Source organism: Campylobacter sp. IFREMER_LSEM_CL2194, from assembly GCF_025771685.1.
GTDB lineage: Bacteria > Campylobacterota > Campylobacteria > Campylobacterales > Campylobacteraceae > Campylobacter_D.
On the sequence record NZ_JAKMQS010000005.1, the window covers coordinates 44,268 to 60,608 of the forward strand.

The 16,341-nt window shown below is 31.0% G+C and carries 15 protein-coding genes; all 15 read right to left on the minus strand.

The window, feature by feature from the left end; translation table 11 throughout:
• The gene (nifJ, locus tag L8V79_RS03485) at positions 1-3,555 is read right to left on the minus strand and encodes a pyruvate:ferredoxin (flavodoxin) oxidoreductase (protein WP_263702493.1); all 3,555 of its coding nucleotides are present in this window, start codon (positions 3,553-3,555) and stop codon (positions 1-3) included.
• A gap of 117 nt (positions 3,556-3,672) precedes the next feature.
• Positions 3,673-4,317: an HAD family hydrolase gene (locus L8V79_RS03490; protein WP_263702494.1), complete on the minus strand. Its 645-nt coding sequence runs from the start codon at positions 4,315-4,317 to the stop codon at positions 3,673-3,675.
• Positions 4,318-4,320: 3 nt separating this feature from the next.
• Positions 4,321-5,307 (minus strand): OmpA family protein, encoded by a 987-nt coding sequence (locus tag L8V79_RS03495; RefSeq protein WP_263702496.1) that lies wholly within the window; start codon positions 5,305-5,307, stop codon positions 4,321-4,323.
• 250 nt (positions 5,308-5,557) lie between these two features.
• Complete coding sequence (gene rpsI / locus L8V79_RS03500; RefSeq protein ID WP_039617655.1) at positions 5,558-5,947, minus strand: 30S ribosomal protein S9; 390 nt, start codon at positions 5,945-5,947, stop codon at positions 5,558-5,560.
• A gap of 2 nt (positions 5,948-5,949) precedes the next feature.
• Positions 5,950-6,375 carry a 50S ribosomal protein L13 gene (gene rplM / locus L8V79_RS03505; RefSeq protein ID WP_039617653.1) on the minus strand — a complete coding sequence of 142 codons (426 nt, stop codon included), beginning with the start codon at positions 6,373-6,375 and terminating at the stop codon, positions 5,950-5,952.
• 175 nt (positions 6,376-6,550) lie between these two features.
• The gene (locus L8V79_RS03510) at positions 6,551-9,298 is read right to left on the minus strand and encodes a RecB-like helicase (protein WP_263702499.1); all 2,748 of its coding nucleotides are present in this window, start codon (positions 9,296-9,298) and stop codon (positions 6,551-6,553) included.
• Positions 9,295-11,685, minus strand: a complete 2,391-nt coding sequence (locus L8V79_RS03515; RefSeq protein ID WP_263702500.1) for a PD-(D/E)XK nuclease family protein — start codon at positions 11,683-11,685, stop codon at positions 9,295-9,297. Before L8V79_RS03515 ends, L8V79_RS03510 begins: the two co-directional genes overlap by 4 nt.
• Complete coding sequence (locus tag L8V79_RS03520; RefSeq protein WP_263702501.1) at positions 11,685-12,197, minus strand: FixH family protein; 513 nt, start codon at positions 12,195-12,197, stop codon at positions 11,685-11,687. The genes L8V79_RS03515 and L8V79_RS03520 overlap by 1 nt, the downstream gene beginning before the upstream one ends.
• A complete protein-coding gene (locus L8V79_RS03525) occupies positions 12,198-12,773 on the minus strand; it encodes a hypothetical protein (RefSeq protein ID WP_263702502.1) in 576 nt (191 codons plus the stop codon).
• The gene (locus tag L8V79_RS03530; protein WP_149062088.1) at positions 12,770-12,871 is read right to left on the minus strand and encodes a hypothetical protein; all 102 of its coding nucleotides are present in this window, start codon (positions 12,869-12,871) and stop codon (positions 12,770-12,772) included. The genes L8V79_RS03525 and L8V79_RS03530 overlap by 4 nt, the downstream gene beginning before the upstream one ends.
• Positions 12,872-12,873: 2 nt before the next feature.
• Positions 12,874-13,086, minus strand: a complete 213-nt coding sequence (locus tag L8V79_RS03535; RefSeq protein WP_039617641.1) for a DUF4006 family protein — start codon at positions 13,084-13,086, stop codon at positions 12,874-12,876.
• Positions 13,086-13,964, minus strand: coding sequence for a cytochrome-c oxidase, cbb3-type subunit III (ccoP, locus tag L8V79_RS03540; RefSeq protein WP_263702504.1), 879 nt, complete (start codon positions 13,962-13,964; stop codon positions 13,086-13,088). Before ccoP ends, L8V79_RS03535 begins: the two co-directional genes overlap by 1 nt.
• Positions 13,964-14,167, minus strand: coding sequence for a cytochrome c oxidase, cbb3-type, CcoQ subunit (locus L8V79_RS03545; RefSeq protein WP_039617636.1), 204 nt, complete (start codon positions 14,165-14,167; stop codon positions 13,964-13,966). Before L8V79_RS03545 ends, ccoP begins: the two co-directional genes overlap by 1 nt.
• A gap of 8 nt (positions 14,168-14,175) precedes the next feature.
• A complete protein-coding gene (gene ccoO / locus L8V79_RS03550) occupies positions 14,176-14,841 on the minus strand; it encodes a cytochrome-c oxidase, cbb3-type subunit II (RefSeq protein ID WP_149062087.1) in 666 nt (221 codons plus the stop codon).
• An 11-nt stretch (positions 14,842-14,852) separates the two neighbouring features.
• Positions 14,853-16,319, minus strand: coding sequence for a cytochrome-c oxidase, cbb3-type subunit I (gene ccoN, locus L8V79_RS03555; RefSeq protein WP_263663810.1), 1,467 nt, complete (start codon positions 16,317-16,319; stop codon positions 14,853-14,855).
• Between the last annotated feature and the right edge of the window lie 22 nt (positions 16,320-16,341).

Below are 16,341 nucleotides of genomic sequence, written 5' to 3' on the forward strand. Positions count from 1 at the left end.
TTAATTTTCATTACTAAAATCAGCACTTGCTAGACGTTTAAGTTGTCTATAACGGCGTTGTGCTTCTGCTTTATTTTTTTCAAATAATTCTTTTGCTTGCTCGGGATTTGATTTTTTCAAAGAATTATAACGCACTTCATTCATTAAAAAGCTTTCATACAAATCCCAATCAGGCTCTTTAGAAGAAATTGTTAAAGGATTTTTACCTTCTGCTTCTAAACGTGGATCGTAAATATAAGTTGGCCAATATCCACATTTTGTGGCAAGTTCTGCTTGATTTCCTGAATTTCCAAGCCCACCTTTAATACCATGAGCTATACAAGGAGAATAAGCAATAATCAAAGAAGGTCCATCATAAGCTTCTGCTGCTATTATTGCTTTTAACAATTGCGCATAATTTGCATTAGAATTTACTTGAGCTACAAAAATATAACCATAAGTCATAGCAATTTGACCTAGATCTTTTTTCTGCACTGGCTTACCTGCTGCAGCAAATTGAGCTACTGAACCTGTTCTTGAAGATTTTGAGCTTTGACCTCCAGTATTAGAATACACTTCAGTATCAAGCACTAAAATATTTACATTTTCACCACTTGCTAAAACATGATCAAGCCCACCATAACCTATATCATAAGCCCAACCATCACCACCAAAAATCCAATGTGATTTTTTACTTAAATAGCTTTTCAGTTCTAAAATATCATTTACAGTTTTAATCTGTTTATTTTCTTCTAGCAATGGCACTAACTTATCTCTTAGCTCTAAAGAAGCTTTAGAATCTTCTTTATTTGCAATCCATTCTTTATATAATGCAGAAAGCGCATTAGGAACTTCTTGCATACTTTCATTCATGATTTGCTCAATTTTATGTCTTGTTGTTTCAGTTGCTATTTTCATACCAAGACCAAATTCAGCATTATCTTCAAATAAAGAATTACCCCAAGCTGGTCCATGACCATTTTTATTACTTTTTCTATATGGAGTTGAAGGAGCTGAACCACCATAAATAGAACTACAACCTGTCGCATTAGCAATAATCATTCTTTCACCAAACAATCTAGTGATTAAAGTGATATAAGGAGTTTCTCCACATCCTGGACATGCTCCATGGAATTCAAATAAAGGTTGAGCAAATTGAATACCTTTTGCATTTTCTCTATTTAAGATATTATCTTTATAGCTTACTTTTTTGAATAAATAATCTGCATTTTCTTGCTCACCATGATCAAGCTCTTCACCCAGTGGAACCATTACTAAAGATTTTTCTTTAGTTGGACACTCATGCACACAAAGCTCACAACCTGTACAATCAAGTGGCGAAACTTGAATTTTGAAATTTAATTTTTGCTCTTTTACGCCTTTTGCATTTAAACTATGTTCTTTTACACCTGCTGGAGCATTGTTTAATTCTTCTTCATCAATCAAGAAAGGTCTAATAACCGCATGCGGACACACTGAAGCACATTGATTACACTGAATACAATTAGTTTCTATCCATCTTGGCACCATAACACCAACGCCTCTTTTTTCATACTCAGTAGTACCATGCTCAAAACTACCATCTTCATAACCCAAAAATGCTGAAACTGGTAAATCATCTCCCTTAGCTGCATTCATAGGTTTTGCGATTTTTTCAACAAACTCAGTGCCTTTATAGGCTATAGTTTCTTCTTTAACTTCATCAGCTAAATTTGCCCAAGAAGGATCAATATCAACTTTTACAAGTCCATCTGCACCCACATCAATAGCTTTGTAATTCATCTCAACTATAGCATCACCTTTTTTACTATATGATTTATAAGCCAATTCTTTCATATATTTTTGCGCATCTTCAAAAGGAATGATATTAGCAAGCTTGAAAAACGCTGATTGCATAATTGTATTTGTTCTACTACCTAGTCCTATTTCTCTAGCAAGTTTTGTAGCATTAATAATATAAAAATTAATTTCTTTTTGCGCTAAAACCCTTTTTACTGCATTTGGAATCTTCTTAATAGTCTCTTGCGCACTCCAAATACTATTTAAAAGGAAAGTTCCACCTTTTCTAATGCCTGCTAAAACATCATAAATTTCTAAATAAGTAGCCACTGAACACGCTACAAAATGCGGTGTAGAAACTAGATAAGTTGAAGTGATAGGTTTTTTAGAAAATCTTAAATGGCTTCTTGTATAACCACCTGATTTTTTAGAATCATAAGCAAAATAAGCTTGTGCATAAAAGTCTGTTTTATCCCCTATAATTTTAATAGAGTTTTTATTCGCCCCTACAGTACCATCAGCACCAAGTCCATAGAATAGGCACTCTATAGTACTCTCATCACCCAAAGAAATTTTTTCTCCCACAGGCAATGAAGTAAAGGTCACATCATCATTAATTCCTATGGTAAAACCATCTTTTGGATTTGCTTGATTTAGGTTTTCAAAAACCGCTAGAAGTTGAGCAGGATCAACATCTTTTGAAGAAAGTCCATATCTACCACCAACGATTAAAGGTGCTTTTTCTTTTCCATAATATGCGCTTTTTAAATCCAAATAAAGTGGCTCGCCTAAACTTCCTGGCTCTTTAGTTCTATCTAAAACAGCTATTTTTTCAACACTTTGAGGCATTACATCAAATAAATATTTTAAACTAAATGGTCTATATAAATGAACTTTTAAAACCCCTACTTTTTCGCCTTTGTTGTTTAGATGATCTACAACCTCTTTTAAAGCTTCAGTCACTGAACCCATTGCTACTACAATGCGCGTTGCATTTTTATCCCCATAATACACAAAAGGTTTGTATTCTCTTCCTGTAATTTTTGAAATTTCTTGCATATATTCATTAACAATGTCAGGAATAGCTTCATAATATTTATTTGCCAACTCTCTTGTTTGAAAATAAATATCATCATTTTGAGCCGTACCTCTTGTTTTTGGATTTTCTGGATTTAGACAGGAATTTCTAAACTCCATCAAAGCTTCACGGTCAAGCAAACGATCAAAATGCGCATAATCCATTACTTCAATTTTTTGGATTTCATGGCTTGTTCTAAAACCATCAAAAAAATGCATAAAAGGTACTCTACCTTTAATAGCTGCTAAGTGTGCAACACCTGCTAAATCCATACTTTCTTGCACAGAATGTGAGCAAAGCATAGCAAAGCCTGTTTGTCTTGCTGCATAAACATCTTGATGATCTCCAAAAATAGATAATGCTTGAGAAGCTAAAGCCCTAGCTGCCACATGGATAACCCCAGGTAAAAGCTGACCTGCGATTTTATACATATTTGGTATTTTTAGTAAAAGTCCTTGAGAGGCAGTATAAGTAGTAGTTAAAGCGCCAGCTTGCAAAGAACCATGAACCGTCCCTGCCGCTCCTGCTTCACTTTGCATCTCTACAACTTTAACCGGTACTCCAAAAAGGTTTTTTTTACCTTGAGAAGCCCATATATCAGTATAATCTGCCATTGGTGAACTTGGGGTAATAGGATAAATTCCAGCAACTTCTGTAAATGCATAAGCTGCATAAGCTGCTGCTTCATTACCATCCATTGTTTTCATTATTTTACTCATCTAATTATCCTTATAATTAAAATAATTACTTAAAATCAATAGCTACTTTATCTTGAATTGTCTTAAACAATGATAAAAAATTTTTATTATTTATAAGTATGGAGTTTGAGTGTGAAATTATCGGATATTTTTTATATACTCTATTGCCTCATAAGTATTTTTAAAAAGTGGAATTTTAAATTTAGCTAAACTTTCCTTGCTTTCATAACCACTACTCACTGCTATGGGTTTAACGCCAGCATTACAAGCTGCTTGGATATCTAAATGAGTATCTCCAATCATAAATGCATTTTCTTTACCTTTAGATAATTTTTCTAAAGCTAATAAAATAGGCTCAGCATTTGGTTTTGGGTGAGTTACATCATCTCTACCTATGATAACTTTAAAGTATTCTCCTATACCTAAATGATCAAGTAAAGGTTTAGAAAATTTAGAACTTTTAGTCGTTACAACAGCTAAATCAGCAAACAAACTAGCCTCATATACACTTTCTTTTGCCAAAGAGAGCAAAGAAGTTTGCTCTATATAGATTTTTTGATATACGCTTCTATAAGCATTAATATACTCACTTGTTTTTTCCTTTGGCACTCCAAGTTTTTCAAAAGCTACATCTAAAGGAAAACCTATTAAAGCTTTAATGGCTCCATGATCTCTTAAAGGCTCGCCAAAAGCTTTAAAAGCAGCATCAAAACCATCTAAAATGGCACTTGTAGAGTCTATCAAAGTGCCATCTAAGTCAAACAAAATTGTCTTTTTTAACAAAGTTTATTCTTTAATGAAAAATTTTGCTTCCACGCGTCTATTTTGCGCACGGCCTTCTTTAGTATCATTGCTTACTTTTGGCTTATCAAAACCATAGCCTTTAGTTGCAATTTTTTCTTTAGCTACGCCTGATTTTTCAAGTTCTTTCGCAACTGCCTTTGCACGCTCTAATGATAATTTTTGATTATAAGCTTTAGTTCCTGTACTATCTGTGTGACCCTCTAAAATAGTATAATATTGTGGGTTTTCTTCTAAAACCTTACCTACTTCTTGGATTTTTTGTGCAAATTCAGGGTTTATAGTGATTTGATCAAAACCAAAATGTCCTTCAAGCGCTATTGTTTTTTCACAACCTATATGATCAAGTAAAGCACCTTTTCTTGGTTCTGGACATGATTTATCGATTTGTTTTGATTGCGGTTTTTCTTCGATTTGTTTAGTTGCAGTTTGAGGAGTTTTTGGAGCTTTATTACCAAAATAAAAACTCAAGCCAACACTAGAAATCAAATTATGTTCATCATTATTGAATTTAATTTGATCTCTTGCTTCAAGTCTTAAAGCCAAATCTTCTCCAAGTGCAAATTTAAAACCTGCACCATATTGAGCAAACATACCACTTTTATTTTCATAAGCTCCATGACTCAAATACTCATAACCTGTTCCCAACAAACCATATAAATATACATGATTAGCCAGATCAATTCCTTTAATAGCATTTACATAAAATCTTGAAACACTAGTATCTGTATGTGTATTATCGTTTGGATTATTATATTTTGCATTGTCATAATACTCTAAGCCAAGTTCAGCCTGATCTAGCCATAAATCATCATAATGATAACCAAATCTCAATCCCACTCCACCATAATTTTTAAGATCTAAATTTCCTTCTGGAGTTGTGTAGTTAAAGGTTGGAGTGATTTCTATTTTGCTAGTATCAAAAGCAAACAAAGCACTAACTAAACTAACCAATCCTATGATTTTTTTCATCGTCTATCCTTAAAAATGAAAATAAATGGGGTATTATATAAAATGAAGATTAAAATAAAATAAGCCCCTTTTGGGTAAGGGGCTTAAATTTACTACAAAAAGGAGGTTTCCCTGATCGGACTTTGAAATTATAAAAGTTTATTATAAATAAAAAATCCTATAATTTTAAACAAAACTAAAATATATGAAAAAATATGATTTTTTTAAAAAATGAAAGAAAAAATGGATCCAAAAATGGATCCAAAAAAGATTAACGTTTAGAGAATTGTGGGCTTCTTCTTGCTTTTCTGCGACCGTATTTTTTACGCTCAACAGTTCTACTATCTCTAGTAAGAAGTCCTTTTGGTTTTAATAATGCTCTAAAATCTGCATCCATAGCAGCTAAAGCTCTTGAAATACCATGTCTTAAAGCTTCAGCTTGAGCGCTGTATCCACCGCCTAAAGTTGTTGCTTTAATATCCATAGAAGTTTCTTGCTTAGTTACTAATAAAGGCTGAACTACTTTTAATTTTATAGCTTCATGTCCGCCAAGCCAAGTGTTTAAATCCATACCATTAACGATGATTTTACCACTACCAGCTTTTACCCAAACTTTAGCTACAGCGGTTTTTCTTTTACCTGTTGCGTATGTTGTTGCCATGATTATTTTCCTTTATTAGCAATTTGAGCAGTATGAGGATGTTCGCTACCTGCATAAATTTTTAATTTTTTTAGCATAGCTCTACCTAGGTTTGTTTTAGGTAGCATACCACGAACTGCTAATTTATATAATTTAACTGGATTTTTTTCTAATAAATCACCAAATTTTTCACTTTTTACACTTCCAAAATACCCTGAATGTCTGTGGTATAGTTTATCTTCTGCTTTATTTGCACCTGTAAAAACTGCTTTAGAAGCATTGATAATGATTACATAATCTCCACAATCAACATTTGGAGTATAGCAAGGTTTATTTTTACCTCTTAAAATAGTCGCTACTTCTGTTAAAAGACGACCAAAACGCTTTCCTTCAGCGTCTAAAACGATCCATTCGCGTTTTACTTCGTTTGGCTTTGTTATCTTTGTCATCATCTTACCTTTGCCAAAAATTTTTTTAAAAATGAGATTATAATTATTTTAGCTTAATTAATACTTAATTTAAGAATATTTAAAGCTTAAATATTCTTACCACTATATGAAAAATATTGAGTATGAAAAAATACACAACTTAAAAAATAAAACGATATAGATATCTTATATAATGTTAAACCTCTATTACATCCACTTTATCTTTTAAAACATACACCAAAAAAGCCTTAGTGGAAGTCTTGGTTAAGATTTTTTCTATGGCTTCTTTGTAAAGTAAAACTTGCTTTTTATGCTCGTTTAAATTTAAACCTGTTTTATAATCTATAATGATAGCTTCATTATCATCAAATGCAAGCATATCAAGCTGTTTTTGCTCGCCTTTATAAGTGATGATTTGCTCTTTAAGTAACTTTTTACCCACTAAAAGCGCGTTAAAACTCTCATCTTTTAAAAGCATAGTAAGTCTTTTAAAAAGCTCACTAAAAGCTTCATCATCTAAGTAAAAACGATATTTTTTATACACCATTTGCTTACAAAATTCAAAATTATTTTTAGTGTTAAAATCAAAATATTGTAAAAATTCATGCAAAGCCAAGCCAAAATGTATTTGCTCACTTGTAAAATAGTTTTTAACTTTAACTTCTTGTAAATTTACCTTTTGAAATTCTTCAAAGCTTTCTATTTGCTCTAAATTTTCCAAAGGCTCATTTGTTTTTGAAAGTTGTTCTTCTAAAATGCCTATTTGCTTTTCTTCATAATCTTTAAAATATCCTTTAAAACCCTTATAATTTTCATCATTTTTTATAACAAAAAGAGAATTTTTAGCTCTAGTAAGTGCTACATATAAACAATTTATCTCATCTTCTGTTTGGAGTTTTTTTCTTTTGTCTAAAAAGGCATTATAGCTATCATCTTCAAGGTATTCTCTAGCACTATGTCTGTATTTTATTTCCCAGCCCTGCTCTAAATCATACTCAAACATTAAAGTATCAGTGTCTGGAGCTTTTTTACTAAGTCTATCAAGCACGATTAAATTTTCAAATTCAAGCCCCTTAGACTTATGCACGGTCATAATGCTAACTCCATCATTTTGTGCTTGCAAAGAACTTAATTTACAAGGACTAAATAAAAAATCAAAAAAATTATCAAAAGTACTTGCATACTCTAAATAGGCGATAAGATTAACATCACTTAGATCAAGCTTTAAATAATCAATCAAGTATTTTAAAATTTCACCTACACTGCGGTTTAGATCAAGCTCAAGATAGCTAAGTTCTTTTTTTAAAACATCATTTACAAAATACAAACTAAACTCATCTTTAAGCACACAAGCCTTTGCATACTCAAAAAGCACTCTTACGCTAATGCAATCTAACAAAGGAACATTGCTTTGCGTATAAGCTTTAACGCCATTTTCTTCAAGAAATTCTTGAATCAAAGTGGCGTCTTTATTGACCCATACTAAAATGCAAATATCATCAAGCTTAATGCCTTTTTCTAAAAGTCTATGGATGATTTTTAAAGCTTCTTTAGCACTTGCTTCATAAACAGAACCATCTTTACTAGGGATGTGATTTTGCAAAATTTCTACATACCCGCCTTCTTTAACGCTTTTTTGCAAAGTAAAGCTAGGATTTAAAAAGCTATCAAAAAATTTATCTTTAAAAGTGTCATTGACATAATCAACAATGATTTTTTTACTACGATAATTAGTATCTAAATGCTCTAGTTTAATTTGTGGAAAGTCTTTTAAAAGCTTATCAAAAAGTTCTTTTTTACCCCCTCTAAAACCATATATACTCTGCTTTTTATCGCCTACATAAAAAAAACTTCTGTTTTTTTTCACACCCTCACCTGAAACAAGCTCAGCGATAATAGGCTTTAAAATTTGATATTGCAAGACATTAGTATCTTGAAATTCATCGATTAATAAATGAGAAATATATCCATCAAGTCTAAAATAAATCAATTCTTTATTAGCCTCATCACTAATTAATTCATAAGTTTTTAAGGCTATATCTGAAAAAGTTAATGCATTTTGCTTGGTATTATTTTCATTTCTTGCTTCTTTAAAATGCTTCAAAAGCTTTGCAAGCATACTTATGCGGTAATTTTCTATTTGATTAAAATATTCTTTTGCATTTTGTATAAGCTCTGCTCTTTTTTGTAAAAATTCATTATCAATGACTTTAGTAAAATAATTTTTATCTAAATTACTAATAATAGGCTTAGCGAAAAAATCTTCCATTCTTTCAAAATTAAAATTTGAAAGATAATTTTTATTTGTGCTTAAATTTTTTGCATAAGCTATAAACTCATCAATATTTTTTTCTAAAGCAGCCTTGCTTGGAAGGTAAGCTTTTGGATTTGGCTTAACATCACAATGTTTGGTATATAAATTTTCAAGGTTTTTTAAAAAATCACTTTTGCTTTTTGTTTGGATAATGTAATACGCTAGACTTTTTAGCTCTTCTTCGTTTAATTTAGCAATGAAATTTTTATAACTATCTTGACTTTCTATGATCTCAAAATCACTCATAAAACCTAAATTTAAAGCAAAAGAACGAATGATTTGCGAAAAAAAACTATCAAAGGTATAGATATTGAGTTTAGATCTTAAAAATTCGTTTTTACGCTTTTGTCTTAAATCTACAAGCTCTTCTTTGCTTTTGCCTAGCATTCTCATAAGCTCATTGCATTCTGCTTTATTTTCTCCATTTTCAAGCACATCAAATTCTAAAAAGGTTTTAAAAATCCTTTCTTTCATCTCGCTTGTGGTTTTATTGGTAAAAGTAAGAGCTAAAATTTCATTAATCTTAGCTCCCATTAACACCAAGGCTACAAAACGCACGCTTAATGCAAAAGTTTTTCCACTTCCTGCACTAGCTTCTAAGGCCAAAAAAGGCTCAAAATTACAACTCAAAGCTTAAACTCCTTTTTATAAAGCATGGTATAAGGACTATAGGTATTATCATTTCTTTGATTAGTAAATTCTTTTTCTAAAGGATCTTTTGCAAGCTCATTAAGCATGTCTTTAAGCTCTTGCACCTTTTCACTTTCAGTATTTTCATAAACGATTTTCATATTTTTTAAATCATAAAAACAAGCATTTATATTTTCTAAAGGGTATACACCCTCTAATAAAAACTTATAAAAAGCAAGCTGGTAAGTTTTTTCATCTATTTTCCCAGTTTTATAATCTATGACTAATTTTTCATTTTCATTTTCATCTAATCTATCTAAACGACCAAAAATAGTAATTTTAACTCCATTTTGAGCGATAAAATCTTTTTTTTGTGAAAATTCACAATCTCTTACCATAAAACCTTGTTTAAAATGCTCATTTTCAAGCACTTGAAATTCTTTAAACATTGCTTGTATTAAAGCTAAATTTAAAGCATCGATTTTGTAATCTTTCAAATTTTTTACAATATCCATAAATTTTTCATAGTCAAAATATTTTGCTTTTTTGTTTTGTTTATAGTATTTTTCTAAAGCTTTATGAATAAAACTTCCTAGCTCATTCGCCCTAAGAGTATCTTCTAATTCTTTTGGTTCTTTTAGTCCTAAGACATATTTATAATAATAATCTAAGCCATAATTTATCAAAAGGTGAAATCTCGTAAAAGTAAGCTCTTTACTAAAATAATCATGCTTAGCCATTATATGTGTAATTGGCTCAAGGTTAAAATCACACTTGTGTGTTTGAAAGTATTTGATATAGGCATTGTCACTGTATGTTTTATCTTCTATGAGTGAAAAATCAAGCTCACTTAAAAATCTTGACTTGATTTTTTCTTCATTTTCCACATAAGAAATTCCTACTAATTTTGCCTTGGCTATTAGGGTATAATAATAATGTCTTTGTAAATTTTCTCTTTGAGCATGAGTAATAAGTCCTGCTTTTTTTCGAATTTCATTATTTAAAAATAACTCACTTGAAACTCTTTTAGGGATAAACTCATCATTAAAATCAACTATAACCACCCCATCAAAGCTGAGCCCTCTGCTTTCTAAAAGCCCCATTACAGTAACTTCACCACCGCCAACACTGCTTAGTTTTTTACTGTCAATTTGCATGAAAAATAACTCTAAAATTTGCTTAAAACTTAAAGTATGTGTTTTTATAAGTTCTTTAATGAATGCAAGCTCTTGATAGATATAATCTTGCAATTCTTGATTGTTAATATCTTCTAGCAAATTATGGATGAAGTTTTCAAAAAAATCAAAAGAGATATTTTCATCAAAAAGCTTTCTAAACTCTATAAAATCAATACCAGAAGGATAAAAATGCAAATTACATAAGTGCTTGTTTAGCTTTTGCCTATCAAAAAAATCTTCACTAAGCTCATACTCAAACTCATCATCTTTAGCACTTTCATATAAAGTCTTTAATCTATGATAAAAAAGCGTATGTTTGATACTTTCCCCATTGGCATAGTTTAATACATTGTTTTTATCATAAAGTCTTAAAATATCCACAAAGTTCTCATCAGGGGTAATCACTACAATATCTTTTGCGCTAATACCAGCTTTTAAAAAGCTGTTAATTTTTTCAAAAACAAAAGCAGCTTGCAAAGACCGTAAATTAAAACTTTTATAAGTGATTTTATTTTCTTGTACAAAAGGACACTCTTGTAATATTTGTGCTTGGTTTACATCATATAAATACACATGATTTTCCTTAAGAGAAAGCCCTTGTAAAAAGCTAAGAGAACTTAAAAAATCTTTGTTAAATTTAGTACAATTAAATTGCACTTTAAGAGGAAGTATTTCCTTAACTTTTAACAAAAGCTCTACTTCAAAAGCATTCAAAAAACCTTGAAAATCAAAAATAATCTCATCATAATTTTTTAAAAAATCATTATTAATTTCATAATCTAACGCTAAAGAAATATCATCATATAAATTTTGTTCATTTAATAAGGTAAGATAATTTTTAAAAAGCTCTTCTAAAATTTGTAAATGTTCATCATACTGAGCATAAGCGTCATAATTTTTTAAAGCACTAATATCCTTTTTCTCCAAGCTAAGTTCTTTAAAAAAACTAAATAAATAAGCATTGTTTTTTAAAAATGCAAAAAAATTACTCGGTATTTTCAAACTTTGTTCTAAATTTTTAGTTTGTTCACAAGCCTTTTTCATCAAAAGCAAACACTCATAATGAGTTGCTTGAAAATGTGGAGAAAAAACTAATTTTTGCATAAATTCAGCTATACTCATAGCCGGATCTACTAAAGTGTCTATTTGTAGTTTTTTCTCATAATATTTTCTTAAAGCTCTTAGTGAGCTAAAAACAAAAAGCTTCATTATTTAGTCTGTAAAAAGAATTTAAAAAATCCTACGCTATTTTCATCTTGAGTGATTTTTAAAAGTATTTGCCATACGCCTTTTTCTTTGATATTAAAATCAAACACCAAATCACTTCCTTCTAATCTTGCTTGTAAATTCTCATCATTTACATTTGTATGTGGACGCGAAAGCAAGGTTTGAATTTGAAGTTTATTTAAGTCATAATCTTTTAAATTTTCAATCGCAATCCTAAGTTCATTTTGCCCTTCATTGATATAATAAACTTGATTTTTCTTATGTATAAAGCTTTCTTTATCTTTAATGCTTAATTTAAAATTTTCATCAAAAGTCTTTTGTCTGTTTTGAATTTCATTATAATTTAACTCTACATTTTGATAAGAATCAAAATAAAAATTATCTTCATATACAGGTGCTTTGCTTGCAATAAAAATCGTTACAATACAAGCTATAACAATAAGCCCTAAAGAAATCAAAATACCATAAGGCCAAAATGTTTTCTGATTTTGCATTTATCTTCTCCTTTTGATTTTTCTTTGAACTAGCATCAAAATTGCGACACATAAAAAGCCATAAATTAAAATTCTCATGATATTTAAAGTATCACGATTTGAATTTCCATAAAAAGGTTTTATATTAAAATGATTTGCCACTTGATCAGCAATATCTGCATAACCATTTAAAATAGCAGCATTGTAAATGTCTTTTTGTTTAGGATTTGCAAGTATAGGCAAAATCGTTCCTTTTTCAGGGTAAGGACTCAAAACACCTTCTTTATCAAAAAAAGCTAAAGCATCATCACTTGCAAGTATATCCACCTTATGTGAAGCTTTAGAAAATACAAGTAAAATATATGGTTTACTTAAATTAGCTTCATAGCTCTTTAAACTTTCAAAATCTTTTTTATCACTTAATGCCAAAGCGATATTTACTCCAGTTAACTCACGAATTTGCTTAGAGCTTGAAGTAATATTTTGTTCTATTGCAGTATTTAAGATATTGTCATTTAATAGTATTTCAGCATGTAAGAAATTAGCAAAGCAAATAAAAGCGGCGGTTAAAAAACCGCCTTTAAATATATTTTTCATCCTATAAAAAGGTGATTTACAGTTAAAACTGACCAAGCAGTAACTCCTGCTGCTACAACTAAGCCAGCTATGATTAAGTATTCAAGAACTTTTGCCATAATCATTCCTTTATGATGATATGTTCTTCTCTTTTAGAGTCAAACATTTTAATTTGCTCTGCATTTTCTATTTTATAAGGTTTTTGCATAACATCTTGCTGTGTTTTAAGACCCCAAACAGTAAGTCCAGCTAGAATCGATAGCAATAAAACAGTTGCTATTAACATTCCACTAACACCCGAAAGTGAAAATACACATCTATTTGAATTTTCCATTATTCACCCCTTGAAAGAGAAATTGCATATTCGCTAACTGCTTCTTTTTGAAGCTCATTTAATAAACCATTATTAAAATGAGGCATTACACCTATACTACCTGCTTTACCACGATTTAAAACATCTACTACAAACTCAGCACTGCCATATTTTGTCAAATCCGGAGCAACCAATTGCCCATCAATAGTTCCTTTTCCATCTTCACCATGACACACCGTACAAGTTGCAAAAAGTTCTTTTCCTTTTGCTACAAGTTGAGGATTTTCAGTTTTTTTAATTGCTGAAATTTCAGAAGCAACATAGGCAGCAATTGCAGGGATATCAGCCTCATCTATGCCATTATCAGCTGCACTTAACATTTCACCCATAGGATAATTCATACCCTTAGAACCTTTAGTAATTACCTCTATAAGCCCTTCTTCTGAACCCCAAATGTTAAGATTTTGTGCTTTTCCATTAATACCATCACCTGTAATACCATGACAAGAAGAACATTGAACCAAGAAAATATTCTTACCCATTTCTTGTTTATCTTGTGCACTTAAATTTGCAAATTTTTGTGCAAATTTTTCATTATGTGTTTGTACTTCTTTATTATACTCACCAATTTGAGAATAACTATTTAAAGGATATCCCCAAAGAAAATACCATATACACCATACTATAGCTAAGAAAAACACTACAGCCCAACCAAGTGGTATAGGATTTTTAAACTCACCTATACCATCCCAACTATGCTCGCTTAGTTCACCTTGGCTCTTTTCTTCTTTCATACTTTTAAACAATTTTCCTACCACAACAAGCGTAATTAGTATGATAAGAATTGCTCCGATAAAAGATAATAAATTAACATTATCTTGTAAATTCAACCATTGCATTAAGCACTCCTTTTATTTTGCTCTAAAACACGATCGCTGATTTCATCATGCAATGCCAAATCAGCGTATTTTTCATAGTTTCTTCTACCTGTTTTTTCAGATCTATACAAATGAAACCAATAAGAATATAAAACTACCACTAAAAATACTACAAGAGCAAAAAAACCATAAGCTTGTAGCTCTCTTATTAGTTCTAAATCCATAGTTTTTCCTATTTTAAGCTGTTAAGATACGCAATCAAAGCTACAATCTCTCTAATTTCACCTCTAGCAAACGCATCTTTAACATCTTGATTTTTCATTTGATCTACTATAGCTTGAGCTTCTGCTTTAACTTCTGCTTGAGCCTCTTCCCAAGTACCTAGTTTTGTACCATTTTCAGTATCATAAGGCACATTGAAAACTTTTTTTACAGTTAGTGCTTCTGCATAAGCTGTTTCTATATTTGCATTATTGCTAAACATATGTTTATAAGCTGGCATAATAGAACCAGGGACAACTGAAACTGGATCCCACATGTGATTTTCATGCCAATCTGTTGTTCTAAAATTACCTATACGCAATAAATCAGGTCCTGTTCTTTTTGAACCCCATAAAAATGGTCTATCATAAGCATATTCACCACTAACTGAGTACATACCATAACGATCTGTTTCTGATTTAAAAGGACGAATAAGTTGTGAATGACATGCATTACAACTTTCTTTAATATAAGCATGACGTCCTGCAAGTTGTAAAACTGTATAAGGTTTTTTACCTTCAATTGGTCTTGCATTCTGAGCAAAATCAGGTAAAACTTCTACAATACCTGCATATGCAATCACTATAAATACTGCCACAGCAAAAAAGAATGGATTTTTTTCTAACCAACTAAACATATTTTTCCTCCTTATGCTGCCATAGGTGAAGCACTTTTTGGCTCTTTATCAAGCACTCTACCCACTGAAATTGATTTATAAATATTATAAACAAACATGAAAAATCCTACTAAGTATAACAAGCCACCCACAGCTCTAATCCAATAATAAGGAACAATAGCTTCAACAGTATCAATAAAAGTATAAAGTAAGTTACCATACTCATCAGTAGCTCTCCACATCATACCTTGAGTAATACCTGCTATCCACATAGAACTAAAGTACAATACTATACCTGTAGTTTGAATCCAAAATTGAGCTTCCATTAATGATTTGCTATATAGTTCTCTTTTAAACATTCTAGGCACCATATGATAAAGTGCTGCCATAGTCATAAAGCCAACCCAACCTAAAGTACCATCATGAACATGTCCTGGAATCCAATCTGTAAAGTGTGCTAATGCATTAACTGATTTAATAGAAAGAATAGGACCTTCTAAAGTTGAGAACATATAGAAAGTTGAAGCTAAAATCATAAATTTAATCAACGGACTTTCTCTTAGTTGACTCCACTCACCTTTCATAGTAAGCAAGATATTAATTGCTGAACCCCAAGAAGGTAAAATAAGTACAATTGAAAAAACTGAACCCATAGTTTGCATCCAATCAGGCACAGTAGAATAAATCAAGTGGTGTCCACCTGCCCATAGATAAACAAACATTAAGCCCCAAAACGCAAATAAAGATAACTTATATGAGAAAATTGGCTGACCACTTTCTTTTGGTAAGAAATAATAAATTTGAGCAATAATACCAACAGTAAATACAAATGCAACAGCATTGTGTCCATACCACCATTGAACTAACGCATCATTAGTTCCTGCATACATAGAAACACTATGCCACCAATCGCCCATTCCACTTACAAAGTATGTTGGTACAGCCATATTATTAAATAGATAAAGCATTGCTATACCTAAGAAGGTAGCTATATAATACCAAAGTGAAACGTATAAAGTTTTTTCACGGCGAATTCCAATAAGCCCAAAAATACTTACACCCCATAAAACCCAAACTAAAACTACCAATATATCAAGTGGCCATTCAAGCTCTGCGTATTCTTTTGAAGTACTAATACCTGCAAACAAAGTAATAACAGCTATAATCATAGTGATCATATAAAGCCAAAAATGTAGTTTGCCAACAAACATTAAAAAGCTTGATTCTGCCATACTAACTTTTAGCACACGCTGACCAATATAATACCAAGTAGCCCAAATTCCTGAGAGCATAAAACCAAAAATTACACCTGAAGTGTGCAATGGTCTAAGTCTTGAAAAAGTGCCATACTCACCAGCTAAATAGTTTAAATCCGGATAAGCCATTTGAAAGGCAATAAGCGTTCCAATAGCCATACCAATAACACCAAACAATAAGGTAGCAAACATAAAATATTTAGCAACCGTATAGTCATAGTTTAATGCATTTCCTGGGTGCATTTCCTCTCCTTAAGTTTTTTTC

Bases quoted from the DNA above. Each gene is read 5' to 3' on its own strand.
- nifJ (WP_263702493.1), bottom strand. From the start codon at position 3,555: ATGAGTAAAATAATGAAAACAATGGATGGTAATGAAGCAGCAGCTTAT.
- L8V79_RS03535 (WP_039617641.1), bottom strand. From the start codon at position 13,086: ATGGAAAATTCAAATAGATGTGTATTTTCACTTTCGGGTGTTAGTGGA.
- rplM (WP_039617653.1), bottom strand. From the start codon at position 6,375: ATGACAAAGATAACAAAGCCAAACGAAGTAAAACGCGAATGGATCGTT.
- ccoN (WP_263663810.1), bottom strand. From the start codon at position 16,319: ATGCACCCAGGAAATGCATTAAACTATGACTATACGGTTGCTAAATAT.
- rpsI (WP_039617655.1), bottom strand. From the start codon at position 5,947: ATGGCAACAACATACGCAACAGGTAAAAGAAAAACCGCTGTAGCTAAA.
- L8V79_RS03545 (WP_039617636.1), bottom strand. From the start codon at position 14,167: ATGGATTTAGAACTAATAAGAGAGCTACAAGCTTATGGTTTTTTTGCT.
- L8V79_RS03495 (WP_263702496.1), bottom strand. From the start codon at position 5,307: ATGAAAAAAATCATAGGATTGGTTAGTTTAGTTAGTGCTTTGTTTGCT.
- L8V79_RS03525 (WP_263702502.1), bottom strand. From the start codon at position 12,773: ATGAAAAATATATTTAAAGGCGGTTTTTTAACCGCCGCTTTTATTTGC.
- ccoO (WP_149062087.1), bottom strand. From the start codon at position 14,841: ATGTTTAGTTGGTTAGAAAAAAATCCATTCTTTTTTGCTGTGGCAGTA.
- ccoP (WP_263702504.1), bottom strand. From the start codon at position 13,964: ATGCAATGGTTGAATTTACAAGATAATGTTAATTTATTATCTTTTATC.
- L8V79_RS03515 (WP_263702500.1), bottom strand. From the start codon at position 11,685: ATGAAGCTTTTTGTTTTTAGCTCACTAAGAGCTTTAAGAAAATATTAT.
- L8V79_RS03530 (WP_149062088.1), bottom strand. From the start codon at position 12,871: ATGGCAAAAGTTCTTGAATACTTAATCATAGCTGGCTTAGTTGTAGCA.
- L8V79_RS03520 (WP_263702501.1), bottom strand. From the start codon at position 12,197: ATGCAAAATCAGAAAACATTTTGGCCTTATGGTATTTTGATTTCTTTA.